The 25,812-nt window shown below is 51.6% G+C and carries 28 protein-coding genes; 15 read left to right on the top strand and 13 right to left on the bottom strand.

Annotation, left to right across the window (positions count from 1 at the left end):
- Nucleotides 1-8 precede the first annotated feature (8 nt).
- Nucleotides 9-572 carry a flavin reductase family protein gene (locus CWI69_RS06185; RefSeq protein ID WP_126762960.1) on the bottom strand — a complete coding sequence of 188 codons (564 nt, stop codon included), beginning with the start codon at nt 570-572 and terminating at the stop codon, nt 9-11.
- Between the two features lie 193 nt (nt 573-765).
- Here CWI69_RS06185 and CWI69_RS06180 point away from each other — a divergent pair, with 193 nt between their 5' ends.
- From CWI69_RS06180 to CWI69_RS06160, 5 genes are all read left to right on the top strand, one after another.
- A complete protein-coding gene (locus tag CWI69_RS06180) occupies nt 766-1,161 on the top strand; it encodes a nuclear transport factor 2 family protein (protein ID WP_126762959.1) in 396 nt (131 codons plus the stop codon).
- Nucleotides 1,162-1,235: 74 nt separating this feature from the next.
- The gene (locus tag CWI69_RS06175) at nt 1,236-1,589 is read left to right on the top strand and encodes a hypothetical protein (RefSeq protein ID WP_126762958.1); all 354 of its coding nucleotides are present in this window, start codon (nt 1,236-1,238) and stop codon (nt 1,587-1,589) included.
- A 61-nt stretch (nt 1,590-1,650) separates the two neighbouring features.
- Complete coding sequence (locus tag CWI69_RS06170; protein ID WP_126762957.1) at nt 1,651-1,884, top strand: hypothetical protein; 234 nt, start codon at nt 1,651-1,653, stop codon at nt 1,882-1,884.
- Between the two features lie 92 nt (nt 1,885-1,976).
- Complete coding sequence (locus CWI69_RS06165; protein WP_126762956.1) at nt 1,977-2,222, top strand: GlsB/YeaQ/YmgE family stress response membrane protein; 246 nt, start codon at nt 1,977-1,979, stop codon at nt 2,220-2,222.
- Between the two features lie 73 nt (nt 2,223-2,295).
- A complete protein-coding gene (locus CWI69_RS06160; protein ID WP_126762955.1) occupies nt 2,296-2,547 on the top strand; it encodes a hypothetical protein in 252 nt (83 codons plus the stop codon).
- A gap of 7 nt (nt 2,548-2,554) precedes the next feature.
- On the opposite strand, the gene CWI69_RS06155 is transcribed toward CWI69_RS06160, so the two are convergent.
- The 7 genes from CWI69_RS06155 to CWI69_RS06125 all read right to left on the bottom strand — a co-directional run bounded on the left by CWI69_RS06155 (nt 2,555) and on the right by CWI69_RS06125 (nt 10,526).
- Nucleotides 2,555-3,190 carry a cation efflux transmembrane domain-containing protein gene (locus CWI69_RS06155; RefSeq protein ID WP_126762954.1) on the bottom strand — a complete coding sequence of 212 codons (636 nt, stop codon included), beginning with the start codon at nt 3,188-3,190 and terminating at the stop codon, nt 2,555-2,557.
- Nucleotides 3,191-3,229: 39 nt separating this feature from the next.
- Nucleotides 3,230-3,823, bottom strand: a complete 594-nt coding sequence (locus CWI69_RS06150; RefSeq protein ID WP_126762952.1) for a uracil-DNA glycosylase family protein — start codon at nt 3,821-3,823, stop codon at nt 3,230-3,232.
- A gap of 11 nt (nt 3,824-3,834) precedes the next feature.
- On the bottom strand, nt 3,835-5,976 hold the full coding sequence (locus CWI69_RS06145; RefSeq protein WP_126762950.1) for an FAD-dependent oxidoreductase: 2,142 nt from the start codon (nt 5,974-5,976) through the stop codon (nt 3,835-3,837).
- A gap of 16 nt (nt 5,977-5,992) precedes the next feature.
- Nucleotides 5,993-8,317 carry a TonB-dependent receptor gene (locus CWI69_RS06140; RefSeq protein WP_157984244.1) on the bottom strand — a complete coding sequence of 775 codons (2,325 nt, stop codon included), beginning with the start codon at nt 8,315-8,317 and terminating at the stop codon, nt 5,993-5,995.
- Between the two features lie 86 nt (nt 8,318-8,403).
- On the bottom strand, nt 8,404-9,144 hold the full coding sequence (locus tag CWI69_RS06135; protein ID WP_126762948.1) for a class I SAM-dependent methyltransferase: 741 nt from the start codon (nt 9,142-9,144) through the stop codon (nt 8,404-8,406).
- Nucleotides 9,137-9,988 (bottom strand): glutathione-dependent disulfide-bond oxidoreductase, encoded by an 852-nt coding sequence (gene yghU / locus CWI69_RS06130; protein ID WP_126762946.1) that lies wholly within the window; start codon nt 9,986-9,988, stop codon nt 9,137-9,139. Before yghU ends, CWI69_RS06135 begins: the two co-directional genes overlap by 8 nt.
- Nucleotides 9,989-10,073: 85 nt before the next feature.
- Complete coding sequence (locus CWI69_RS06125; RefSeq protein WP_126762944.1) at nt 10,074-10,526, bottom strand: BON domain-containing protein; 453 nt, start codon at nt 10,524-10,526, stop codon at nt 10,074-10,076.
- Between the two features lie 148 nt (nt 10,527-10,674).
- Here CWI69_RS06125 and CWI69_RS06120 point away from each other — a divergent pair, with 148 nt between their 5' ends.
- Genes CWI69_RS06120 through CWI69_RS06100 form a run of 5 tightly spaced genes read left to right on the top strand, consistent with a single transcriptional unit; the run spans nt 10,675 to nt 13,950 of the window.
- Nucleotides 10,675-11,130: a YccF domain-containing protein gene (locus CWI69_RS06120; protein WP_126762942.1), complete on the top strand. Its 456-nt coding sequence runs from the start codon at nt 10,675-10,677 to the stop codon at nt 11,128-11,130.
- A gap of 29 nt (nt 11,131-11,159) precedes the next feature.
- Nucleotides 11,160-12,191 (top strand): saccharopine dehydrogenase family protein, encoded by a 1,032-nt coding sequence (locus tag CWI69_RS06115; protein ID WP_126762940.1) that lies wholly within the window; start codon nt 11,160-11,162, stop codon nt 12,189-12,191.
- Between the two features lie 9 nt (nt 12,192-12,200).
- Nucleotides 12,201-13,127 carry a phospholipase A gene (locus tag CWI69_RS06110; RefSeq protein WP_126762938.1) on the top strand — a complete coding sequence of 309 codons (927 nt, stop codon included), beginning with the start codon at nt 12,201-12,203 and terminating at the stop codon, nt 13,125-13,127.
- A 9-nt stretch (nt 13,128-13,136) separates the two neighbouring features.
- Nucleotides 13,137-13,607, top strand: a complete 471-nt coding sequence (locus CWI69_RS06105) for a hotdog fold domain-containing protein (protein ID WP_126762936.1) — start codon at nt 13,137-13,139, stop codon at nt 13,605-13,607.
- Nucleotides 13,608-13,611: 4 nt separating this feature from the next.
- Nucleotides 13,612-13,950, top strand: a complete 339-nt coding sequence (locus CWI69_RS06100; RefSeq protein WP_126762934.1) for a zinc ribbon domain-containing protein YjdM — start codon at nt 13,612-13,614, stop codon at nt 13,948-13,950.
- Here the strand turns inward: CWI69_RS06100 and CWI69_RS06095 are convergent.
- Nucleotides 13,947-14,516, bottom strand: coding sequence for a gamma-glutamylcyclotransferase (locus tag CWI69_RS06095; RefSeq protein ID WP_126762932.1), 570 nt, complete (start codon nt 14,514-14,516; stop codon nt 13,947-13,949). The genes CWI69_RS06100 and CWI69_RS06095 overlap by 4 nt on opposite strands.
- Nucleotides 14,517-14,547: 31 nt before the next feature.
- On the opposite strand from CWI69_RS06095, the gene CWI69_RS06090 reads away from it, so the two are divergent.
- Both CWI69_RS06090 and CWI69_RS06085 read left to right on the top strand, forming a co-directional pair.
- Nucleotides 14,548-15,000, top strand: coding sequence for a methyltransferase family protein (locus CWI69_RS06090; protein WP_126762930.1), 453 nt, complete (start codon nt 14,548-14,550; stop codon nt 14,998-15,000).
- Between the two features lie 64 nt (nt 15,001-15,064).
- Nucleotides 15,065-17,653: an EAL domain-containing protein gene (locus CWI69_RS06085; RefSeq protein WP_126762929.1), complete on the top strand. Its 2,589-nt coding sequence runs from the start codon at nt 15,065-15,067 to the stop codon at nt 17,651-17,653.
- Between the two features lie 22 nt (nt 17,654-17,675).
- On the opposite strand, the gene CWI69_RS06080 is transcribed toward CWI69_RS06085, so the two are convergent.
- Entirely contained in the window at nt 17,676-19,187 is a 1,512-nt protein-coding gene (locus tag CWI69_RS06080; protein WP_198678912.1) for a PH domain-containing protein, read from the bottom strand.
- Complete coding sequence (locus tag CWI69_RS06075; RefSeq protein WP_157984243.1) at nt 19,180-19,677, bottom strand: PH domain-containing protein; 498 nt, start codon at nt 19,675-19,677, stop codon at nt 19,180-19,182. Before CWI69_RS06075 ends, CWI69_RS06080 begins: the two co-directional genes overlap by 8 nt.
- Before the next feature lie 80 nt (nt 19,678-19,757).
- On the opposite strand from CWI69_RS06075, the gene CWI69_RS06070 reads away from it, so the two are divergent.
- Nucleotides 19,758-20,441: a type 1 glutamine amidotransferase domain-containing protein gene (locus CWI69_RS06070; RefSeq protein ID WP_126762923.1), complete on the top strand. Its 684-nt coding sequence runs from the start codon at nt 19,758-19,760 to the stop codon at nt 20,439-20,441.
- A gap of 83 nt (nt 20,442-20,524) precedes the next feature.
- Here CWI69_RS06070 and CWI69_RS06065 read toward each other — a convergent pair whose 3' ends face one another.
- Nucleotides 20,525-20,902, bottom strand: a complete 378-nt coding sequence (locus tag CWI69_RS06065; protein WP_126762922.1) for a DUF4168 domain-containing protein — start codon at nt 20,900-20,902, stop codon at nt 20,525-20,527.
- A gap of 192 nt (nt 20,903-21,094) precedes the next feature.
- Here CWI69_RS06065 and CWI69_RS06060 point away from each other — a divergent pair, with 192 nt between their 5' ends.
- Both CWI69_RS06060 and CWI69_RS06055 read left to right on the top strand, forming a co-directional pair.
- Nucleotides 21,095-22,414, top strand: coding sequence for an ATP-binding protein (locus CWI69_RS06060; protein ID WP_241971050.1), 1,320 nt, complete (start codon nt 21,095-21,097; stop codon nt 22,412-22,414).
- Entirely contained in the window at nt 22,414-23,763 is a 1,350-nt protein-coding gene (locus CWI69_RS06055; protein ID WP_126762920.1) for a sigma-54-dependent transcriptional regulator, read from the top strand. Before CWI69_RS06060 ends, CWI69_RS06055 begins: the two co-directional genes overlap by 1 nt.
- Here the strand turns inward: CWI69_RS06055 and CWI69_RS06050 are convergent.
- A complete protein-coding gene (locus tag CWI69_RS06050; protein WP_126762918.1) occupies nt 23,747-25,807 on the bottom strand; it encodes a TonB-dependent receptor family protein in 2,061 nt (686 codons plus the stop codon). The genes CWI69_RS06055 and CWI69_RS06050 overlap by 17 nt on opposite strands.
- Between the last annotated feature and the right edge of the window lie 5 nt (nt 25,808-25,812).

Raw genomic sequence — 25,812 nt, 5'->3', positions numbered from 1 at the left:
TAAGCGGGTTAATCAAGCATATGCTCTGAAAAGAGCTCCCGGCGGTTAATCATCTCCCCGGCGACCATGAAGATGCCGTCGCCCGTATAGTGCAGAGTTGTTGGGTATTCGGGCTCGGTCATGACTTGAGCAGCCACGATTTCAAGGATAAAAAAGTTATAGCGTTCGATGAGACTGTCGTCGTAGAGGCGACACTCGAAGTTGGCATAGCAATCTGTGATTAGCGGTGCCCCCACCTTCTGCGCGCGCTCCGTGCTGAGCTCAAATTCGGAGAACTTGTCGATTTCTGCACCAGTGGTATTGCCTATCCCGATCACCTTTTCGGTAAGATCTGTCGTAGGTAAGTTGATGACACATTCCCGGCTTTGTTTGATTAAGTGATGGCTATGGTTTTTCTTCGAAATGATGCAACCCACCAGTGATGGCGATCGGTCCAGTATGCTGTGCCAACCAAGGGTCATGACGTCGGACTCGCCGTCGTGGTGCGACGACACCAGAATGACTGGGCCGGGCTCAAGATAGCGGCGCGCTTTATCAACAGGAAGTTGTTTTTTGCTGGCATTAACGTTCATTGATCTGTTCCTCCAATTCACGTGATGGGTCAGTTTCCTAAACGTGCTGCCCCTCCCGTACAAAAGGGATACCTTAATACTACACCACATAACTAAAGCACTTAAAACACCAGCAAGGAAAGTTAACTTTTTCAGGAGATCTCATCTATTCTCTAACTATAGAAGCGCTACCCGTTTCATTAATGGAGATGTTATGAGCAACAACCTGAACTCAGTACGCAATGTTTACAAAGCTTTCGCGAAAGGTGATATACCCGGGGTGTTAGCAACGTTTTCTCCGGATATCCGCTGGACCGAAGCGGAGGGAGGTCCTTATGGCGGGATTTTTATTGGTCCGGACGCAGTAGTAGAAAATGTTTTTATGAAGCTTGGCGGGGAATGGGACGGTTTCGAGGCAATACCTGGTGAGTTCATTACTGAAGGCGATACCGTAGTTGCCTTGGGCGAGTATAGCGGCACCTTTAAAGCCACAGGAAAAAGCTTTAAGGCTCCTTTCGCTCATGTCTGGAAATTTGAAAATGGTAAAGTGATGTCTTTCCATCAGCACACCGATACCGCGGTGCATCAACGTCCATTGCAAAACCAATAAATAATTGACTTCGGAAAGGGTACAAATTACATTTGTTCTACTACATGCAACAACAATACAACATGGATGATGGGATGAAGGTTAAAGCTCTTATAGCTGGTTTTTTTGCGTTGGCGGCGAGCGCGGTGCATGCGGTGAGTGCAGAGGATTATCATGTGGCGGTTGACCTGCTGCACAATAATCAGGTAACAGCGTCACCAAGTTTAGTAGTACAGGACGGCGTGCCGGCAAGTGTCAGCGTAAGTGGCGATGACGGCTATGAAGTCGCCCTGACTATACGTAAGCAGAACTCTGAATTTCTGGTGGATACTCAAATTAACTCCGCCGGTGGGTCTATAGCTCCAAGTTTTTTAGTTAAGGCGAGCCATCCAGCAAAGGTCACGATCGGAGAGTTTGGCTTGCGATTAACGCTAACCGAACAGCCTTAAGATGAAAGTCGTTATCGCATTCGCTGCGATATAGCCCTATTAACCTACAAAGCAGTATTTCATGACGTTGTACCTTAAAAAATTCCTTGCTGTAATTATTGTCCTGGCAGTGTTGGCTGTCATTAGTTTGCCCGCTATCGGTGCGACCTATCTTCTTGCGTGGCTGATTGACTTCCTCGTGACTATCAACTTCGATAGTTCCCTGACCCATGGTGTTTGCATTTTTCTTGGTGTGGCCTGGACACTAGCCTCTATTAACACGGATAAAGCTCTGAATACCCTGGCTCGTTGGTAAAGACCCAGTTAGAAACTACCAATTTGGGCATTCTTTGCTATGTTTAAGAGGTAGTTATTTCACTATGTGTCTTAAACAAAAAGGAAAATCCAATGAGCTTTTTATGGTTTCTACTGGTAGGCCTTATTGCCGGTTGGTTAGCAGGAACGCTGGTAAAAGGCGGTGGCTTCGGCATCCTTGGTAACATTGTTATTGGCATTATTGGCGCAATGTTAGGTGGTTTTTTATTCAGTCTGCTTGGGCTGTCCAGCGATGGCGGATTAATCGGCAGTATTATTGTAGCCACTATAGGCGCTATTGTTTTGTTAATTATCGTTAGGGCTTTAAAGCGAGCCTGATTGGGTTAGCTTCTCTAACCCCAGTTCTCAATTGTAATTGCAATTGCCATGCCAGTCAGTAACATGACTCGGCATGGCTAAACCTCGCAAAAAACAACCTCTTCGAACGGTTCAAATCAGTTGTAGCAAATGCCGCGCGCCACTCTACAAGTATCGCAAAGGCGGCAAAGGCGCGCTGGTGAAGTGCTTCGTCGAGCGTATCGTAGAAAATCACACTAACGACGTCGGCATTTGCCCTGGCTGTGGTCAGGAGTTTGCCCGCGAAACCATGATCCGTGGCACCCCCGCTTACAAGATTGTCGGCGGTAAGGTTATGGTTAAATAGTTTTTTGTTACCCGCAGCAATCAGCGAGCTTATCAGCTTCGCCGCGGCGCACCTGCAGTGCATTGCGGACGATACCGACCGCTGAAACGATCACTATGCCTGCAATCATCAGGCCAACCAGCAAGTCTGGCCATGCAGCGTTCTGTGAACTGACGAGTAAGGCTGAGAAAATAACACCAGCATTCATGAGCATGTCGTTACGTGAGCAGATCCAGCTGGCGCGAATATTGAGGTCGCCATTACGGAAGCGGTACAGGAGCGCAAAGCAAACGACGTTCACCGCCAGCGCTAGAAACGCGACAGACAGCATCATGTCGGCATTCGGTGCGCTGCCAAAAATCATGCGTTTAATAACGTCAAGAATAACGAGGCTGGCCAAAACGAGCTGTAGGGTACCATTCAGAAGTGCTGCATTTGCTTTGTGTTTCAGGGTCTTGCCAACAGCGTATAGGCTAGCAGAGTAAACCAGTGCGTCGGCCAGCATGTCTAACGAGTCAGCAATGAGGCCACTTGACTGGGCGATCCACCCCGCAATAAACTCAACAAAAAACATCACCGCATTAAGAACTAAAACTGTCCACAGCAATTTGCGTTGTGCACTGTCAATTTGCGCCTGGGTATCGATGCCACAGCAACTGCTCATTAAACTCTCCTCGTTAACAACGGGCGTATTTTACCATAGCTAACGGTTGAGTAGTAAATGCACCCGTTGCTGGAGTTCGGGTACCACCTCAGCTTCAAACCAGGGGTTACGTTTAAGCCAGATGTTGTTGCGGGGACTTGGGTGGGGCATCGGCAATACGTGTGGCCAGAATTCGCGCCAGCGCGACACGGTCTGGGTCAGATTATCGCGTCGCGAACCCAGTCCCTGATCATACAAATGCCAGCGTATAGCGTACTGGCCGATGGCCAGCACCAGCTCGAGTTTGGGCAGCTCAGCGAGTAGCCGACGACGCCATAGCGGCGCGCATTCAGGTCGCGGCGGTAAATCGCCGGATTTGCCTGTGCCGGGATAACAGAACCCCATGGGCAAGATGGCAAATTTCTGCGGGTCATAAAACGCTTCACGGTCGACGCCTAACCAATTGCGGAGTCGATCGCCGCTGGCATCATCAAAAGGTAATCCAGATGCGTGCACGCGTCGGCCCGGAGCCTGGCCTGCGACCAGGATCCTGGCTGAACTTGACGCCTGCACGACGGGGCGGGGCCCACAGGGAAGCTCAGCTTCGCAGTGTCGGCAGGCTCGTACTTCGGTTAAAAGGTTCGCTAAAGCCATATTCACACCTGTTATTTACGGCGCCAGCTGTGGAATTTTTGCACCCAGTTCAAAAGTTTCTCTGGCGCATGCGCCCGCTTCCAGTTACCGGCGACCGATTTATTGGCTTCAGCCATCGTCGGATAACTATGGATGGTGCCGAGAATCTTATTCAGGCCGATACCCTGCTTCATGGCGAGCACGTACTCAGCTAGCAACTCGCCAGCCTGGGCACTGACAATATTCACCCCTAAAATTTTATCTTTGCCGGGCTCGGTAAGTACTTTGATGCGGCCGTAGGCTTGCTGATCGGCGATAGCACGATCTAAATCGCTGATGTCGTATTCGGTGACTTCATAATCCACACCCCGGTCAGTCGCAGCCTGTTCGGTCAGTCCGACATTGGCTACCTCTGGTGTGGTGTAGGTCACCCACGGAATAACTGAATAGTCGACGCGGAAGTTCTTGTATGGGTCGAACAACGCATTTACCGCTGCATACCAGGCCTGGTGCGAAGCAACATGGGTGAATTGATACGGGCCGGCAACATCACCACAACCATAAATATTAGGAAAGTTTGTCTGCAGCAACTCGTTAACTTTAAGCGTTTTGCCGGTTTCGACGCCCAGTTCCTGAAGACCAAAGCCTTCCAGGTTAGCCTGTCGACCAAGCGCAATCAGCACACGATCAAACGGCAGTTCTACGTCTTCTTCTTCGTGTTCAGCGATAAGCACCCGTTCACTATTTTTCTCGCTAAATTCCTTCGCTTTATGGTTTAACCGTAACTCCACGCCGTCGTCACGCAATTGTTTTTGGACCAGAGCTGCGGCGTCGATGTCGTCATTCGCAAGCAGACGTGCACCCATTTCCACCACAGTAACCTGACTACCCAGTAGCTGAAACGCTTGTGCCAGCTCACAACCGATAGGGCCACCACCGAGCACTAACAGGCGCTTCGGGAGTTCACGTAGCTGCCACAGGTTCTCCGACGTCAGGTAATCCACCTGCTTAAGTCCGGGAAAATCAGGAACTAATGGCCGTGCGCCTGTAGCGACGATGATACTACGGGTACTTATGGTTTTTTCGCCATCAGGGTTTTGTACTTTTACCTGCCATGGCGAAACGATGGTCGCTTCCCCCTGCTCGACGTCGACACCAAGCTTGGTATAACGCTCAACGGAATCGTGCGGTGCGATACGCGCAATCACCTGCTGTACGTTATCCATCACTTTGGCAAAATCGATTGCTTCGATGCGACTGGCCAACCCTAGTTGTTCAGCTTCACGGGTCTGGCGAATGCTTTTGGCAACGTGTAATAAGGCCTTCGATGGCACACAACCGGTATTCAGGCAGTCACCACCCATTTTATGCTTCTCGATCAGGGTGACTTTAGCTTTAACAGCCGCAGCAATGTAAGCACTTACTAACCCCGCCGAGCCTGCACCAATGACAACAAGGTTAGTGTCAAAGGATTTGGGCTTGCTAAAGCCGCCATAAGCGCGGCGGCGTTTCAGGAAGCTTAAAATAAACTTCGTAAGCAACGGCATTAGACCGAGCAGCACTAAAGCACCGAGTACATCGACAGAAAGGATATCGCCTAAACTTGAAATTTCCGCAAGCTGGGTGCCTGCATTCACGTACACCGCGGTTGCTAACAACATACCGACCTGACTGACCCAGTAGTAGGTCCAGGTCTTAATCTTGGTAAGACCCATAACCAGGTTGATAACAAAGAACGGGAATAATGGCACCAGACGCAAACTTAACAGATAGAACGCACCATCGCGCTCAATGCCTTCATTGATCGCCCGCAGTCGCTTACCAAACTTCTTTTGCACCCAGTCATGAAGTAACCAGCGCGCACTTAAGAAAGCCAGTAATGCGCCGACCGAGCTGGCAAAAGATGCCAGCAGCAAACCCCAGGCGAAGCCGAAGACTGCGCCAGCGCCCAGGGTTAGAACCGTGGCACCGGGTATCGACAGAGCAGTTGAGATGACGTAAATAACAAAATACACCCCCAACAAAAAAATCGGGCGCTCGTTGAACAATTGATTCAGCGTTTGTTGCTGCTGTTTAAGTTGCTCAAGGGTTAAATACTGAGTCAGGTCAAATGCAAAAACACTGCCTACCAGCGCAATGATAATGGCGATAAACAGTAGTTTTTTATACGGCATGCGATCTCCGGTTCAATTAGAAGTTGTAGCTAAAGCTCAATTGAGCATGGCGGGGTAATGATGGGAACGCAAGGGTGGCGCCAAAGTAGCCACCTTCAAAGACTGGTGCCCAGTTATCCTGATCCGTCACGTTGATAATATCGATACGCGCCCGCAGTCGCTCACTGAAGCGATACTCAGTAGACAAATTCAGCTGGTGCTGATCGCGGATAAACACCGTCTGGAGGTAATCCAGTGGGTATGACTTGGTGTAACTTAAGTCACCGCCGACGGTCCATTGTTCGTTTAAGCGCCAGCCCACGACTGTTGAGGCCTGGACTTCAGGAACGCCCTGCAACTGCTGATAGGACGGTGGGAAAGCGGCAAAATTCGGAGCGCCGACTCCGGTACCTTCGATAATATCAGGCCGTGAATCATCAAATGCGTCAGCGACCTGCCGGGTCCCCTGGAACGCCGCAGAATTATCGTAATAAGCATCAATGTAGCTGGCTGCAACCGTCGCCCAGAAGCCGTTACCCCGGTCATAATGCCACTGTGCCTCAAAGCCTTCAGTACGGATGCCACTGTTGGAACCGTCGCGGTTACGCAGGCTGCGACGCTGATCAAATAACACCGCATCGGCGTACCAGCGTGCGCCTGCCGGTGCGTATTTCACACCAAGCTCGTACAGTCGGTTTTCGGTGGCAAAATTCTGCGGGTCAATTTCCTGATTCGCGTTAAGTACCGTGCCACCGGCCATCGAATTCGATGTCGAGTCGCTGTCGTAAGCGGTCGCATAGAGCATCAGCTCATTGTTAATGTCGTACTGCAAGGCAAAGCTGGCCGCGCTTAGCCACTCGTTGTGGGTATCGCGACCTGGTGTTACTCCGGCTGGCGGAATAGCATCCTGGGCTTCAACATCGTAGTAATCTGCGCGTGCCCCAAAAGTGGCCAGCAAGCGCTCAGTCAGTTGCCATTTATGTTGGGCAAAAATGCCCCATTGATAGCTGGTGGAGTCGGTCGTGTCGGAAAGATTAAAATCACCCACGCCGTCGTTATTGAGGTCGTATTGGGTGCCTGGTGAGACAAAGACACCCGGCCGTAACTCGACCAGCCGCGCCTGTTGCTCTGCGGTAAGCGGGATCCGGCGTTGCGAAAGGTTGCCTGTCAAGTCTATCGGCAGATCCGCTTCGGTGGTGAACTGGCTGTAACCGAGTACATCGTTATAGCGCATATTGACGCCAAACACAGTGTGTTCGGCATAGTGCAACTCGAGACGATGTTCAAAGGTTTGTGCACCATCAATAATCTCGACAAAGCTATTCTGATTGATGCCCTCGCGGTCAAGGTGCTGATAATAACTGCGGTTGACCATGAGCCACTGCTGGCTCAGCTGATGGCTCAAACTCGAGTGCAGTATCAGTGTCTCTGCGCTATTCGTATCGAGCGGATCGGTCAGTACCCGGCTGCGGTCGATTTCGATCTGCCCGGTGGGGCTCACCACGGCAAACGCGCCCGGGACAAAAGAGCCATTTGGTTGTTGGCCCTGGCCGGTGATATATAAATTATCGTCAATTAACGCCTGGGTGGGACGGTTAATACCCGCATTATCGGTCCAGCTGACGTCATAGTACTCAACACCAAGAGACCAGCGTGTCGCCGTATTAGGCTGCCATTCGTACGCGACAAACAGATCGTTACTGCGCAGCTTGGTAAAGTCATAAAAGCTGTCTTCGTCAATAACTTCCGCGCTGACACGCAGGGCAGATTCGTCTTTGGTTAACACCTGATTGTGATCGACCTGCAAGCGGTACTGTTGCCATTCACCAAGTTTGCCCCGCAGCAATGTGCCGGAGGTATTTAATTGTGCACGCTTAGGTTGCAGTTGTACAAAACCACCCACCCGTTGTGTGGTGCCAAGCATGACTGGCGGGGCACCTTTAACTACCGCGATAGACTCGATAGGGTTCAGAGTTAACGGAATACCAAGGCCATTATTCCCTGCCTGGCGACGCATACCGCCTTCAAACAATTCCCCTAACTGACCGCGTAAACTCGGCAATGACGGATTACCAAAGCCCGCAGCGGCGTGACTGTTTGGTGCAAAGCGCGTGATATCATGCAGATCATCGATATTGGCCGACTGCATCAGCGATTCCGTGATAACCGTGGCAGCACGCGGGATCTCGCGCAACGTATCGGCACTGCCGAAGATACCTTCGATCGGTTCTTCGCTGGGTAACACCAGTTCCTGTTCGGCACCATGCACCTGAATGATTTCATCAGGCTTAGGGTTCTCCTGCGCCAGCAAGCTAAAGGGTAGGTATGCGGGAATTAGCGCAGCCAAGGTTAAAATTTTCAAAACAGTTCTCTCCACCAACTAAGTCAGATCAATCGTTTACGTGTATATGGGCATTATGGTTTAGTTGCGAAGAATTATCATGGAATTTAGTCACCGCTGGTCAAAGGGCCTTTGCACAAAGTGCAATCACCGTCGCTGTCGGCAGAGCTTTCCACATAGCGGAGTTTATGTGAGGCTTTGCCGCGGTTGGCGGTAAATTGATAACGTTGCTCCCGCGCGGCGGGTTTACGCGCAATGAATTGACATACGGCCCCGGTGCCATTGTGGCGGTCACCTTCGTGAATCTCGCGCTCAAGCTCCTGACTGATTTCCACTTCAAAGCCTTTAAACGCCCTGACCAGTTCCGTCTGCGAAACCATAAGATCGGCATCGCTCGGACCGCCGGTTTCATTGTCTAGTTGAGCTGGCGTATAGGCCTCGAGCAAAAAGAAACCACCCGGTTTGAGGCTGGCGGCAATTTCCTCGTAAAGGTGTGCTCGTGCGGCACTTGGCAGGTGGCAGAAGATGGCGACAATGCCGTCGTAATGGGCTTTCGGAAGTTGCGTTTCGGTGAGATCGACACATTCGGTTTGAATACTGACGTCCCGCTGCGCTGCTAATTTCTGTGCTTTGTCCAGTCCCACCCGGGAGATATCCATCGCACACACCTGAGCCCCGAGCTCGGCCAGATAGACAGAATTTCGTCCTTCGCCATCGGCGACGCACAACACATGTGGGTGATCGTAGGCCGCCAGCAGATCAGAGGCGTGCTGCAACAGGAAGTCGTTAGGTGCAGTGCCATAAACGTATTCATCCGTGTTATAGCGTTCATCCCATCGATTATTCATAGTTCTTCCCAGCAAAATCAGTGGCGCTATGACGTTCCTTCACTTGTTCGTTTTCATCGCCCCAGGTCCGATTCACCATTCTGCCGCGTCGCACGGCCGGACGCTCACCAACCTCATTGACCCAGCGCACCACATGCTCGTACTCATGTACTTGTAAGAATTCTGCGGCGTCATAGGCTTCATTATTTACTACTGCGCTGTACCAGGGCCAAATCGCCATGTCGGCAATAGTGTAGGCATCGCCAGCGATATAGCGATGATCGGCAAGTTGTCGGTTAAGTACATCAAACTGCCGTTTGACTTCCATGGTGTAGCGATTGATAGGGTATTCATACTTTTCTGGGGCATAGGCATAGAAGTGACCAAAGCCACCCCCCAGGAACGGACCCGTACCCATTTGCCAGAACAACCAGTTTAAGGTTTCCGTGCGTGCGCCATGTTGTGTTGGCAGAAAAGCGTCAAACTTCTCGGCTAAATAAAGCAGAATCGAACCTGATTCGAATACCCGCGTCGGCGGGCTGGTGCTGTGGTCAACTAACGCCGGAATTTTGGAGTTTGGGTTAATCTCGACAAAGCCACTACCAAACTGGTCGCCTTCGGTGATGTCGATGAGAAAGGCGTCGTACTCCGCTTGTGAATAGCCGGCGGCAAGCAACTCTTCCAGCAGGATAGTCACTTTGACGCCGTTCGGTGTTGCTAACGAGTATAACTGCAAGGGATGTTTACCGACCGGAAGTTCTTGCTTATGGGTGGCGCCGGCGACAGGGCGATTGATTTTGGCAAACTTGCCTCCGCTTTCCTGATCCCTTTGCCAAACCTTAGGTGGCGTGTAATCTGAAGTCATAGCAATTTCTCCACTGATAGCTGCGTATCAAAAACAACAAAGGCGGCACAGAGCCACCTTTGTATCATAGCTTTACATCAGTTTTTTAGTAGCCTTGAACTTCAATGTCATTTTCCACCGATTTTACGCCCTCTACACCTTCTGCAAGTTGAGCGGCGAGATCAGCCATTTCTGCGGTTGGCACGACGCCACTTAACACGACATTGCCGTCAATGGTTTCGACATTGATTGCCATCGCATCAATCGCACCGGCTTCGACAAATGCTGCTTTTACCCGGGCTGTAACAGCTGCATCGCTCAGGAAATCGCCCGCTTCGGCTGTTTTATCTTCGGCATACGCCATGGCGTTGTTGGCGGCTTCTTTGGTTTCTTCAGCTGCCTCCTCCATTGCATCGCCAGTATCCTCAGCTGCCTCTTCAGCCTGCTGCATAGTTTGATCGGCCTGATCTTCAGCCTGGTCTTGTTCAGCCTGACTGCAAGCCGTTAGTGATAAGGTCGACAATAATGCGATGATCGCTAAAAGATTTGTACTTTTCATAAATTAACCCCCTGTTTTTACAATTAACTTCCGCATATAAGGGTAGCTCTAAATTGTAAATTTGCGAGTCAATTTACGTCAGCTTTGCGTAATCTCTGATCTGTGCGAAAGTAATAACAAGGTAAACTGGACGGTAAAAGAGGGAATTATGGCGCTATTAGGAAATATTCTTTGGTTCATTTTCGGTGGTCTGGTGATGGGCTTAGGCTGGTGGTTAGCTGGCTTGGTGGCTTTCATTACCATTATCGGGATCCCCTGGGCGCGTGCCTGTTTCGTGATTGGCCGTTTCGCATTCTTCCCGTTTGGTTATGAAGCGATCAACCGCCGGGCGTTAAAGCAGAAAGACGACATTGGCACCAGCGCATTTGGTACACTGGGCAATATTCTCTGGCTGATCTTTTTTGGCTGGTGGTTGGCTATCGGTCATATTTTTGCTGCCATCGCCTGCTTTATTATTATTATTGGCATTCCTTTTGGTATTCAGCATCTAAAACTTGCGGTGATCGCTTTAATGCCAATAGGTCAAACCATCGTACCTAAAGAGGTAGCTCAGGCCGCACGCCAGAAAAATGCGGAAGAGTATGTAGATAATCAGCGCAAATAACCAACACAAATAAGTATGGAGTGTGCAGCATGACGTGGATGATTTATGGAGCTTATGGCTATACCGGAGAGCTGGTGGCCAACTACGCGAAAAGCCAGGGCCTGAAACCTTTGCTTGCTGGACGCAACGAGAAAAAGTTAAAAGCTGTCGCTGAACGGCTGGAACTTCCCTATGACGTGGTCAACCTGGAAGATGAGGTCGCGTTGCGGCAGGCGCTTGGCGAAATGGACCTTGTCGTGCATTGTGCCGGCCCCTTTGAGGTGACTGCGGCGCCGATGATCGATGCTTGTATTGCGACGCGTACCCATTACCTTGATATCACAGGTGAACTGGCAGTATTTGAGTACGCTCACAGCAAAGATGATGAAGCTAAGCGCGCAGGCATTGTGTTATGTCCGGGCGTTGGTTTTGATGTGATTCCCACGGACTGTGTCGCCGCGCGGCTGAAAGAACAGCTGCCAGATGCGAATCACCTGACGTTAGGGTTTGACTCGGCATCACGAATGAGCCGTGGCACGGCAAAAACCAGTGTGCGTCGTCTGGGCGAAGGTGGTGCAGTGCGCCGCGATGGTAAAATTGAAACGGTTCCGCTGGCTTACAAGACCCGCACCATAGATTTTGGTAATGGTGAAAAATTCGCGATGACGATTCCCTGGGGCGACGTTGCCACTGCCTATTACACCACTGCTATTCCAAACATCGAAGTCTTTATACCTGCTTCGCCAAAGCTGGTGAAGCGTTTGCAGCGGATGAATTACCTGCGCTGGGTACTGCGCTTCGAATGGGTGAAAAACTGGCTCGAGAAGAAAGTGGAACAGCAACCGGCAGGACCGAGTGAGAAGCAGCTGGAAGAAGCGCTGACCTGTGTCTGGGGCGAGGCCAGTAATGCCCAGGGCGAAAAGGTATCTTTACGTGAAAAAGTAATGAACGGTTACAAGCTTACGAGCCATGGCGCGGTCGATGTAGCGCAGCATGTGTTAGCTGAAACCCCGCAAGGCGGTTACTATACACCAGCAAAACTTTGTGGTGCCGAGCTTATCGAGCGCTATCGTATCAAGTAAGGAAGCATTATGTGGCGAGCGTGGTTAACTGGGGTAGTTGGTGTGGGCATAATGTCGATGACCCCCGTGCATGCCTGGAGTCAAGGGTTGAACTCAGAGGAATTCAATGAAGAAGATTTGGTGGCGCGCTTTTGGGAGCTTGACGAAGAGCATAAACGAGGGGTGTTTCAATTACGCACTTATCGACCTAATTTTTTGCTGCCGATCCATCATAGTTCCAACATCAATACCCAGCCTCAGTCGCCTACCCGCGGACCATCGGAGCCGTTAGAGAGCTATAAGCCGAACGAAGTTAAGCTGCAGATTTCATTGCGGACGAAGCTTTTTGAGAACTTGTTGCTGCCCAATGCCGATTTGTGGGTGTCCTATTCGCAGGTATCGTTATGGCAGGCGTGGAATTCCGATGATTCATCGCCGTTTCGCAGCACCAATTACAACCCCGATGTGTTTTATATTTTGCCCTGGTCTGACAAATTTGATTTTATCCCGGGTGATGCGCGGATCAGATTTGCGAAAGTCGGTTTTGCCCACGAGTCCAACGGCCAGACCAAACCGGATTCACGCAGCTGGAACTACTTTCATTTCGGTGGTGCTATTGAGTGGGGCGATGTGCTGTGGGAAACCACATGGAAGCAGCGTGTCAACGAAGTGGGCGACGAAGATGACAATCCAGATTTAATACGTTTTCGCGGAAACTTTGAGAATCAAATTTCCTGGCGCAATCAACTCAGCACTTACAGTTTAACCCGTAAAACCCGCGAGCTTTCATGGGACCGCGGCTCCTGGCAACTTGATTTCACGCATCCGGTGAATTCGAGTAAACCCGATGGCCTGCGCTTTTATATCCAGTTTTTCTCGGGCTACGGCGAGACGTTGATTGACTACAATCATCGGCAGAACCGTATTGGTATCGGCTTCTTATTACTTAACATTTAAGCACTGAACATGGCTGACAACTACCTTCTCAAGCTCTACCACAAGTGCCTTGCTTACCCCTTTGGGCGGCAGCTGTTTTCGGCACTATTTGCTCGCAAAGCACCCTACTTCAGGACCATTAAACCGCTGATTACTGAGCTGAAGCCGAATTACTGTGAGTTGCGGTTTCGCAAACGCAAGGCTGTTCAGAACCATATTGGCACCGTGCATGCCATTGCCCTTTGTAACGGCCTGGAAATGGCCATGGGCGCACTCGCTGAAGCAAGCATACCCAAACATTTACGCTGGATACCCAAGGGGATGACGGTAAATTACACCGCAAAAGCCAATAGCGACATTCGCATCACGGCTGAAACACCGGTCGATGCCTGGCAGGCAGGGGACCTCGACGTCGTGGTAAAAGGCTTTCGCGATGATGGTACCGTTGTTATTGAAGGCACCATCACCATCTATATTTCTGAAAAACCCAATAGGTCTTAGCTCAATGAGTCAATTACCCGCTTGTCCACAGTGTGAATCACCCTACGCCTACGCCGATGGCGCCATGCTCATTTGTCCTGAGTGTGCATACGAATGGTCGCCGAACGAACCCATCACTGAGTCTGGTAAAACCTATCGCGATGCTAACGGCAATGAGCTGCAGGACGGCGATACGGTCACCGTAATAAAAGATTTGAAAGTAAAGGGCTCATCGCTGGTGGTGAAAGTCGGTACCAAGGTGAAGAATATTCGCCTGACCGATGAAGGTGATCACGACATCGATTGTAAAATCGATGGCATTGGGCCGATGAAATTAAAAACTGAATTCGTTAAAAAAGCTTAAGCAAGAAGCTTTTTCAGTTCGGATTCGATGGCGAATACGTGTTCATCCTGTTCACCCAGCTCTCGCAGGGCGTCGGCAAGCTTTAATAAATACTCACTGTTGGGTCCACTGGGGCCCTTCGAACGCGCGATGTGCCGGGCAATTTGTTGTGGTGATGCTTCGCCCAGATAAGCTTCATTGTCAGGGCCGGCAATGTAAACCAGGCCTTCGACCTGGCCGCTGCCGTCGAGCCAGTCAAACCTGGTAAAAATGCGCAGGTAGCCGTTTTTTTCACGGTGATCTAAATGCGCGAAAACATCCGGTGTTACTTCGTAGGCCATGCCATCACAGCTATGCTGAGGCGCTTCAACCAGGGTCGCAACCCGTCCCGGAGCCTCGGGGGTGCCGCGGTGATCATGTGAGCCCTGCCAGAAGCGTCGCTGCCAACCGTGAATTCTTGCTGGCTTGCGTTGCAAATAAGGGAAGTCCGCTTTATAAATCAAAGAGCCATAACCGAACAGCCAGACCGACTCGAGGTGATCCAGTGGCTGCTGTTGCTGATTGATGGTAATAGTGTTGTGTGACATAACCGCAGTGTATCAAAAAACGGACGAGAATATGAGCCAGCTTGAGCTGAAGATCCCCCCTATTATTGTTGTTTTACTGGTTGCGTTGGGCATGTATACCACTGCTCAGGTTATCGACTGGCCGTTAGCTGCTTATCCGCAGACGGCGTCGGCTATTGCCTTGCTGGGACTGGTGTTGGCAGTGCTTGGGGTCTGGCAATTTCGTAAAGCCAGAACCACAGTTGATCCGCGTAAGCCGGAGCAGAGTTCGGCGATCGTCACGGGTGGCATTTATCGCTGGACCCGTAATCCAATGTATCTCGGCTTTCTGTTGATCCTGATTGCGCTTGCGTTGCGAATGGCAAACCTTGCTGTGGTGCCCTGGTTGATAGTCTACGTGCTTTATATGAACCGGTTTCAAATCGAGCCAGAAGAGCGCATGCTGAGAGCTAAGTTCGGCAAAGCATATGAAGCCTATTTAAAGCGGGTGCGACGCTGGTTTTAATGCGCAAAATATAGGCCGATCTGCTATACATACACATAACGAATCATTTAGTTATGGAAATTTAATGTCGCCAATTACCAAAGGGCTGCGCGTTCTCGCTATCAGTGTTGCTTGCTGGTTAGGCGCTGGTATAACAGCTCAAGCTCAGACCATCGTTAAAGTTGGTGGTTATGAAAATCCGCCTAAAATCATGATCGCCGAAAATGGTGAGCTTTCGGGTGTTTTCGGCGATCTTCTCTACGAGATTTCTGAGCGTGAAGACTGGCAGATCGAGGTGGTTCCCTGTCGCTGGAGTCAATGTCTTACGCTGCTTGCGGCCGGTGAGTTAGACCTTATGCCGGATGTTGCGCTGACCGAAGTCCGCGATAGAAACTTCCTGTTCAATGAGATACCTGTTCTGCATAGCTGGTCGCAGCTCTATACCCTTGAGAATCGTTCGATCACCAGCTTACTTGAGCTTGACGGTCTGCGGGTGGCAGTGTTGCGCGATGCCGTACAAGGTGACTACTTACGTAACCTGGTAACAAATTTTGGCATCAATGTTGAGTTTATGACCGTTGGCACCTTTGACGAAGGCTTCGCTGCGGTACTCGCGGAGCGCGCCGATGCCGTAGCGGTGAATCACTTTTACGGTGAACAGCGTTCTCGTGAACTTGGCCTGAAGCAAACTCCGGTCATGTTTCAGCCAAGCCGTTTGTACTTTGCTGCCGCACCAAGCGCTGAAGGACGGGCGCTGATGCTGCGTATCGATCGCTGGCTATCGGACTGGCGCGGCGCCGCAGATTCGCCCTATCAGGACATCATGAAAAAATGGGGCGTTTATGCGCCGGACAAGCCCGACACTGTGTCTAAGTGGTTGTTGCCTGGTTTACTCGCTGTCCTTGTTTTAGCTGTTTTGAGCCTGATGGTTTTGCGCCATCAGGTGAAAAAGAAATCACGGGCCCTACTGGAAAGTGAGCAGCGCTCAAACATCATTTTAAATTCCATTGATGCATTTATTTTTATCAAAGATGCACAACTCAAATACCGCTACGCCAATAAAAAAGTATGTGAATTGCTCGGCGAAACCGAACAATCCATCATTGGTAAGTCCGACTTCGATGTGTTCGATGTTACCACCGCAGAAACCCTGCGCGTTACCGACTTGAAAGTAATAGAGCGCGGCGAGCGGGTTGTGGATGAAGAAACCAACCGTACCCTGGAAGGCGAAGAGCGACAGTTTCTTTCGGTCAAAATTCCTTTGCGTGATGCCGATGATCATGTCTATGCTCTGTGTGGTATTTCGACGGACATTACCGAGCACATTGAAATTCAGGAGCAATTAAATCAGCTTGCCTACTATGATGCTGTCACCGGGCTTGCGAATCGCAAACGTGTCGTGCAACAGCTTGATCATGCGGTGGCCAGTTACCGGCGGACAGGCTACGAAGGCGCAGTTTTAGCCATAGATTTAATCGACTTTACCTTAGTCAATGATAGTTTGGGGCACCATATTGGTGACCGCTTGTTACGGACTGTTGCGGAACGTCTGCAGAGCGCTATTGATGATACCGACTGCGCGGCGCGGCTTGGTTCCGACGACTTCGTGTTAGTACTGGAAGATCTGGGTCCGGATAGAAACGAAGCTATTCTCACCGCACGACGCCTTGCCACAGAAGTCGTTAATCTCATCGAACAGCCGATTGATCTGGGCGTCAGAACGCACACCACAGCAGCCTGTATTGGCATCAGTATGTTTTCTGACAGTGAAGAAGGTGCGGTCGAATTAATAAAAAACGCTGATATTGCGCTCACCGAAGCCAAAGCTTTAGGCAGCGGTGCGGTCCGTTTGTTTAATCCTGAAATGCAGCAAAGCATCAGTCGGCGCTTGCATCTTGAAGCAGCGTTGCGAACCGCCATTGATGAGCAATTGATGGAGCTTTACCTGCAACCGCAAGTGGACATCGCCGGGACCGTAACCGGTGGTGAGCTGTTGCTGCGCTGGCAAGATGACGAATTTGGCTCAGTACCGCCAAACGAATTTATTCCGGTGGCAGAAAGTAGTGGTCTAATCGTGCCACTTGGCAATTGGGTGATCGAAGAAGCCTGTCGCTTATTGCAGCAATGGTCAAAGGATGCCGATTTAAGCCAGTTGCAACTGGCGATCAACATAAGTCCCCGGCAATTCCGGCAGGCGTCATTCGTCGATTATATCGAGGCATGTATGGCGCGCTACCAGGTTCCGCGTGGAAGACTTGAACTTGAGATCACCGAAAACATGTTGATCGACAATGTTGATATGACGATTAAGCGCATGTCAAAACTGGGTGATGCCGGAGTACGTTTCTCCCTTGACGACTTTGGTACCGGCTATGCTTCCTTAGCCTACCTGAAACGCTTACCTATTTATCAGCTGAAAATCGACCAGTCGTTTGTCCGCGATGTGTTAACCGATATCAATGATGCAGTGATCGTTGAGACCATTGTTGGTTTAGGCGAAAGTTTAGACCTTGATGTTATCGCCGAAGGGGTGGAAACCGCAGATCAGGCCGAAGCCTTACGTGGACTTGGCTGCACTAAGTTTCAAGGCTATTACTTTGGGCGTCCGCAGCCTGTCACTTACTGGGTTGAGCGACTGAGAACTTCATTAACCATCGCAGCCGCCGAAGATTAACCTGCCGCAGCCAGTATTTCGCTTACATCCACCGACGCGGGTTCCCGGCAATTTCTTCGATCCACTGCAATTGTAGCTCCTGCGCTTCACTGTCAGGCAGGTAACGGATGGTTTCGCTGCCTGCAGCGGTGTGAAGAACTAAATGGCTAAAACCCAGTAACCGGAGCCAAGGCCCCTGGTGTAGATCAATTTGCTGAACTTTATGCCGCGGGTACCAGTTTTGGTTGCGGCTGAAAACGCCGCGGCGCACCACAAACCATTGTTCTTTGGGTTCGCTGTCGCTACTGACGAAACTGTAGCCATAATTTTTCCAACTCAACACCACCATGGTTTGCAGCACTACCCAGCCAAGCGCTGCCGCAGCAACACCCATCAATCCACCTTCCGCAGCAAAATAAAGTACCGTGGCAATCACCGGTGCCAGTAACGCCAGCCATAAGCTTGAGCCAAGCAGCGCCAGCGGTGACAGGCGCTGCCAGTTGACCTTAGCAGGAGACGGCAGACGCAGGCGGGCACGAAATTTAGCTAAAAACTCATCATCAACTACTGGCAGGACAAACTGCTGTGCCCCTTGTGCTCCTTGCGTTGTCCGTGGCTGCAACTGACTGACGTTGACGACACTGCGGCGCAGTAGCCGCGCCCGTAGGTTGCGGTGGATAGAAACAGCTTGCAGCTTCGGGTAACGAAAACTCAAGGTTCGTATCGATAACGCGCCCGATTTCGCCTGATAGCGATCGCCATTAACGGTTAAGGTCAAATCATGGAAGGTCAGCAAACTGACGACGATGGCAGCTAAAAACAGTACGGCGAAAGTACCAATGACCATGCCGACGCCGATGATCCAGGCAGACTCGGTGTTAAACCAGTCAAGGTGTTGCTCGACCCAGGGCACGATATAGTTTTCCAGTAGATCGAGCTGGCTGATGGGGTAAATTAAGACCGCGAGCAGCACAAATAACTTGTTATCGATGATACCGGCACGAATGATTTCTGCCACCGGGAAGCGTTTTGTAAGCTCCGGCTCTTCAGTCTCTGAGTTTTCACTGTCGCTAATCTCAGCGTCGCCCCCACCACTAACATTCTCCGTTAACATGCGCTGGCGCAACTGCTGGGCCAGCTCCATGGTTAAACCTGGTATCTGTACTTCTTTACCCGCAGAGCCGGCGCTGTCAACGCTGAGAATCGTGAGTTTAAAGGGGCGGAAATACCAAACCTCGTGGATCTCCGCCTGCTGAATACGCTCGTATTTCAGGGTCAGGTTCTTGCGGTTAAAGATGCCCGTGCGCAGGTGCACTGCATCATCAGCAATAGCGTAAAGAAAAAAGCGCTGGGTTAGAATTGCGCTAATAATAATGTACAAAATATAGCCAGCAGCTAAGGCTATAACGATCCAGGTGGAGTTCTTGCCAGCTACGAAAATAGCCGCAAATACCGGGATCAGATTGGTAATATTAGTGACCAGTTGCTTAAGTTGTTTCAATAGGAAAAACGCAATGGTGATCAGTGGCGTGCGCTGCCAGGTTAACTCACTCATGACTGTGCGCGTCCTCATTGGGCTCGTTAGCGATGGTCGTTAACAGATCGTTTTTCAATTGCAGAGCGGTATCCGGTAATAAGCCAGGAATGGTCAAATCAGCACCACCGCTACCTGCGGTGTACATGGCGAGACGAGCAATGCCAAACATCCGCTCAAGAAAAGATTGCTTAAATTCCACATGTTGAATGCGATTCAGCGGTACCGCGCGAATTCTACGAAACAAGGCGCCACGCTTCAGATGCATACCTTCGTCCGTACGCGCGTAAGCGGTAAATAAAAATCGTCGCGAGGCAAAAAACAAGCTGAAGAAAAGTGTCAGTAAGACCCAGATCAAACCGGTCACCCACAGCGGGATCTTATCTTCCGGGTACACTCCGCTAAAATAACCGGTAAGCACAATGGCGGCGATGATCAACATGGAAATCAATGACCGTACCTGTAAGTACGAGCGATAAGAAGGTTCTGGGGCGAGCCATGCAATCGACATCTGATCATATCCCTGGTTGAATTCGTAACGAATGACCCCCATTAAACTAGATACATTCGAAAAAAGACAGGAGTAAGCCCATGAAAATTTTAATGGTTCTGACCTCTAACGATAAACTCGGTGATAGCGGTCAAAAAACCGGGTTCTGGGCCGAGGAATTTGCTACGCCCTACTACCTCTTCAAAGATGCTGGCGCGGAAGTCACTATCGCCTCGCCAAATGGCGGGCAGCCACCCGTTGACCCTAATAGCGAACAAGCGGATGCCCAGACGCCAGCAACGGTTAAATTATTTGATGACCGGGACGCTAAAGATCAACTGGCGACAAGCCTGAAGTTAGCGGAAGTGAATGCAGATGACTACGACGCAGTTTACTATCCGGGCGGACATGGTCTGCTCTGGGATCTGGTTAACGATGAGATCTCCTTGCAGTTAATCGAAAAGCTTTGGCGCCAGGGCAAGCCGGTTGCTACGGTTTGTCATGCTCCAGCGGTGCTGGTGAATGCTAAAGATCAACAGGGTGAGGCTCTGGTAAAAGGCCGTAAAGTCGCCGGGTTCAGTAATAGCGAAGAAGCAAATGTGGGTTTAACAGACGTGGTCCCATTCCTGTTAGAGGACAAGCTCGTTGAACTGGGTGCTGATTACCAGAAAGTCCCTGACGGTGAATCCATTGCGGTGGTAGATGGTCAGCTTATTTCCGGACAGAACCCCGCTTCGTCAGAAGCTGTTGCAAGAGCACTGTTAAAGAAACTTGCAGCAAACTAATTAGTGGGTGACACCTGAGAGTAAAAAAAACGCCGGCAAAAGCCGGCGTTTTTTATGCAAGTGATGAACTATTCAGCATGTAATTATTCAGTCATTTCCTGTAAACGCTGTTGCAACTGTGGATCTTGCTGCACACGTTGGATAACTGCGTTGTACTCGTCCGGGCTGAGGCCAGCACCGTTAACTGCGGCAATCATTTCTTCCTGTGCTTTTTGCTGAATCGCTTGAGCTTCTTCAGCATTTTCAGCGTTTTGGAATTGCTCAGAATACTTCTGGCTAACCTGCTGAACATCGTTCATAGCAACCATGAATTTTTGCAGCAACGCGTCCGTGATCTCAATGTTCGTTTGCTGTTGTTGCATCGCCTTGCCTTGCTGTGCGCTTTGTTGTACCGGAGCTGCAGTAGCTGCGGTTGTTGCAAAGATAGCGCTGGCGATCAATGTTGGAAGTAGTTTTTTCATAATGAACTCCTTGTTGAGTCGTTTTCGAATGATGTTATGACATAAGCGTCAAATTCGTTCCCTTATACTCAAGCAAGCACTATGCCAACTTTTTATGAAGTGTAACCTCATGAAATAACGGTAAATTAACCTGTCTTAGAAAAATGGACCAGCCAAGTGTATACTTATGTCACGATACTTTTGGAGCGTTATGTGACAAAAAGATACATATTGCAACGCGTATCCAGCCCAAGCTGGCAACGCGCCTTTTTATTTTATTTAGTGCTGCCGTTGCTGGCGTTATCCGGTATAGCGATCGGTGTGGCACTGGAGCAGGCGCGTGAGTTTCAGGATGAGCGGCTGCGCGATGACCTTGAACTGGTCGGCCGCGCCATCCGTTTGCCGCTAAGCGATGCGCTGCTAAGTGACGACATTCCTCGGGTACAAGCCCACCTCGATGCCGTGTTTGAACTCGGCCGGGTGTACGGCGCGTCAGTTTATGACACCAATGGTGAGCTAGTGGCATCTGCGGGAGTGACCGAGCGTGATCTCTCCGAAAGCTTGCTAGCCGAGCAGGTTGTGCTGACTGGCGAGCAGCGTGACAGCTACCGCGAGGTTGCCGGGCGCGACGTTTATTCGCAGTTCATTCCGGTGCACGATCGGGCCGAACGACTGATAGGCTTTATGCAGCTCAATAGACGGGCGGAAGATTTTGAGCAGAGCTTCTCACGCTTAGAGCGTATCGCCTGGGTGTCATGGAGTATCGTCGCTCTGGCGTTGATAAGCATTCTGGCTGTCGGCTATTACCGCACACGCCACCAGCAACGGCTGGAAATTAACAGCCGCTTGCGTGAACACGAGAAAATGGCAGCTATTGGCCAACTTGCAAGGGGCGTTGCTCATGAACTGGGCGCGCCGCTTACGGTTATTTCCGGGCGGGCTAAGCGTTTACAGGAACGCCATGCTGATGCCGAAAGCCAGCGGCAACTGACAGCGATTCGTGGACAGGTTGACCGGTTAACACGGCTGGTGCAGCAACTGCTTGATTTTAGCCGGACACCCGTTAGCCACGAGCAGCTGGAAAGTGTCAGTCAGCTGGTGCAACAAGCCGCCAGCGCCGTGCAGCATGAACAACCGGAACAGGGCCCGCAGCTGCAACTTGAATTACCCGAGCGGGATGTAGTGATTCGGGCGGATGGCTCCCGACTCGAACTGGCACTGGTTAACTTATTCCGTAACGCGATGCAGGCGGCAAACCAGCTGGTAAGGGTCTCAGTGGAAACCACCCGTAATAACGAGTGCATTATCGTGGTCGCAGATGATGGCAACGGTCTGCCTCAATCAACCAGCGCCGAGCAACTGGTAGAACCCTTTACCACGACCAAACCTATTGGTGAAGGCACTGGTTTAGGCTTAGCCATTGTCGCCCATATTGTCGATGCCCATAACGGTAAGTTTACTTTGCAAAACCGCGAGCTGGGCGGCTGTGAAGCCCGGGTTACCTTGCCCTGCTCAACAACCAAGGAGGCGTAATGTCTGCCATTGAAGTTGCCGTTGTCGAAGATGACCCGGGTTTGCGGGAATTACTGCAGGAGGAGCTGGAAAGTGCGGGCTACCATGTGCATAGCTTTGGTGCCGTAGAGGACTTTTTAGCTGCTACTGAACTGCAAGTGCAACTGGTGATCAGTGATATTCGCCTGCCAGGGCTATCCGGAATGGAGCTATTACAGACCTTACAGCAGCGTGAGCAGCGCCCCGCTTTTATTCTCATCACCGCGTTTGGCACAGTGTCGCAAGCCGTTGATGCGCTAAAACAGGGCGCTGATGATTTTCTGACCAAACCCCTTGATTTGGAACACCTGCTGGTAAGTGTCGAGCGCGTACTCGACTACCATCAACTGCAACGCGAGGTTGCGCAATACCGTACCGCACAACAGCCAGACAGCGGGCCCGCCGGGCTCATTGGTGCGAGTGCGATCATGCAAAAACTGTATCAGGCGATTACGCAAGTTGCTGGTGCTGATGGCGCGGTGCTCATTCAGGGCGAAAGTGGCACAGGTAAAGAGCTGGTCGCGCGAGCGCTCCATCAGCAAAGTAAACGTGATCAGCAAGCTTTTTTGGCGGTCAACTGCGCCGGAATTCCGGCGGAGCTGATGGAAAGTGAGTTTTTTGGGCATGCCGCTGGTGCTTTTACCGGCGCGCAACGCGCACGACCCGGTCTGTTAAAGGAAGCCGATGGCGGTACCTTATTGCTCGATGAGATCGGTGAAATGCCGCTGGCGCTGCAGGCGAAACTTTTGCGTGTGCTGCAGGAAGGCACCATGCGCCCGGTCGGCAGTGATCAGGAAGTGGCCGTTGATGTAAGAATTGTGGCGGCGACCCATCAGGATCTTGAAGCGCGCGTGCGGGAAAGGGCGTTTCGTGAAGATCTATTTTATCGGCTTGAGACCTTCCGGCTCGAAGTTCCGCCACTGCGCGCTCGTGAGCAGGATGTTCTGCTGTTGGCGCAGCACTTCTTAGGTCAGTTGCGGGCAGCTCAGGACAAACCGGTGCTGGGCTTTGCCGCGGAAGCCAAACTGTTACTGCAACAGTATGACTTCCCTGGCAATGTGCGTGAGTTACAGAATGCGATTGAGCGCGCGTATACCTTTTGCGATGGCGAATGGATCCTGCCCGAGCATTTCCCCAGCCGGATGCGCGAGCGTACGCCTGATCCGCAGGTTAGCCCAGCGCAAGGCGAAGCCTGGCCGACCCTGCAAGAGGTGCAGGACCGTTATGTGCAGCAAGTGCTGGCTGAAACCGACGGCAACAAGCAGCGCGCCGCGAAAATACTAGGCGTTACACGGCGCACGCTGTACCGCTGGATTACCACAGATAGTTAAGGCTGACACCGACTTGCAGTTCGCGACCCACACCGGGTTCAAACGCTCGGCCACTGCCTTGGTTGACCACCACCGAACCAACATAATCACGATCGGTCAGGTTGTGTATTTTCAGCCAGGGTTGCAATTGCAGACCGTCGTAACGCCATTGCTGTTGCACCGCCACATGCCAGAGGGTGTGGGCTGGTGCAAACACATCGTTGCTGTCGTTGGCCGCAACATTACCGCGATACTCGCCCACCAGCTGCACCCGGGTTGCCACTGCAGGCTGCCAGCGTAACTGCCAGTAGGCTTGCTGGCGTGCCACGCCGGGCAGCCGGGCGCCATCACTGTAGCGGGCGTCGGTATAAGTTGCGCTGGCACGGGTTGACCATTGTTCAGCTAAATCCGCAGCCACACTTAACTCCAGACCCTCGCGGGACGTTTGCTCGGCATTGGTGTAGGTGGTGCGTCCATCGTTACTCTGGTCGACCACGATCTCGTTCGCAGTATCGATGTGAAACAAGGTGAGCGCAGCCTGCACCCGGTCAGAGCGCCATTTACTGCCGATCTCCCACTGCTGGTTGGTCGCAGGTCCGAGTTCAGTATTGAGGCCAGTACCGTTGTTGCGATAGGCCAATTCAGTCAGGGTTGGGGTTTCAAAACCATTGCCGCGACTGATAAAGACCGACCATTGGTCAGAAATGGCATAGTTCACACCCAGCATCCAGCTTAGCTGTTGCATGGACGCTGAGCCGCTGTCATCGGGGTTTTCAGGAATGATGAAATAATCATCGACCTGAAAATCTGCCTGGTTGTAACGCACACCGGTCATTACCTGCCAGTTTGATTGCGGCTGCCATTGCAGTAACGCATAGGCGGATTCGGTTTGCACACTACCGTCATCGTTACGACGCACCTCACCCCGCACGCCAAAGTTATTCACATAACCGTAGCGACGGTCATTCTGCTCTGCCAGTTGCAAGCCGGTACTAAGCTGCCAGTCCGGCAGGTTGGGCAGGCGCAGGTGGTAATTGGCATCGATACCAGTAAAGTCACGACGTAAATCAATGACCGCGCCATCACCATTCAAGTCAGCGCCGGGGAATGGCAGGTACTGCTCAACATCGCGCCAGCCGCGCCAGGCCGAAATATCGGCCGCTTGCGCTGCACTCTCGTGCTCGAGACTGACAGAGGCCTGTTGGTGGTGAATGCGCTTGCGGGTATTGAAGGTAAAGGCGCGCTCGACCGTTTGCGTGGGGTCTTCGCGCCAGGCGGCCGGCGTCAGCGAGCTGGGGTCTTGTAAAAGCGGCGCATTATTATTGTCGAGCCGCACCACTAACCGCGTACTGTCGCTTAAATCCTGATACCAGCGCGCGGCCACCTGATGGCGTTCGGCACTATTGTGTGGCCGTGGGCCGTCCGTACTAAAAGTGGCGCCAGCTAAGCGCAAAGCCTTATCGTCACCAACCCAATCGTGCTGCAAAAACGCCCGGCGGGCATCGTTACCACCAGCCATGAGGTCGAGTTGGGTTGCGGTAGCCCGTGGCGTCAGGCTGCGCCAATGGATGACGCCACCGGCGGCATTGCCATAAATTGCCGCCAGCGGACCGCGAATAACCTGCACGTTATCGGCTTCGTCGAGCAGGATGCTTGAGGTTTGCGCCTGCCCGTCCGGCATGCTGAGGGGAACGCCATCAAGGCGCAGCAGTACGCCACGGACACCGAATGCTGAGCGTGCCCCAAAGCCACGCATAGTAATGCGGGTATCCTGTGCGTAGTTCGCTCGGGAGTCGCTTTGTATCCCGGCAATACCGCCGAGCAACTCCGCAGCATCAATTCGTAAGCCCGGTAATTGCTCGGAAGTGGCGAGATTGGTCACTGCCGCCGGCGTAGTCTGGCTTGCGACACGCCGGGTTGCAGTAATTTCGATCCGTTCAATTTGCGCTTGCTCAGCAGCAGTTAGTGCTGCTGAACTGTCCTGCGCAAATCCCGGTGCTGGAAGGCAAAAGCCCATACTGGCGCTGGCTGTAATAGCCAGCGCCAACTTCGATGGTCGAAACATAGCGG

This window comes from Pseudidiomarina halophila (assembly GCF_003987215.1).
Lineage (GTDB): Bacteria > Pseudomonadota > Gammaproteobacteria > Enterobacterales > Alteromonadaceae > Pseudidiomarina > Pseudidiomarina halophila.
The sequence above is the reverse complement of the archived record's forward strand: the minus strand, read 5'-3'. Positions and strand labels throughout refer to the sequence as shown.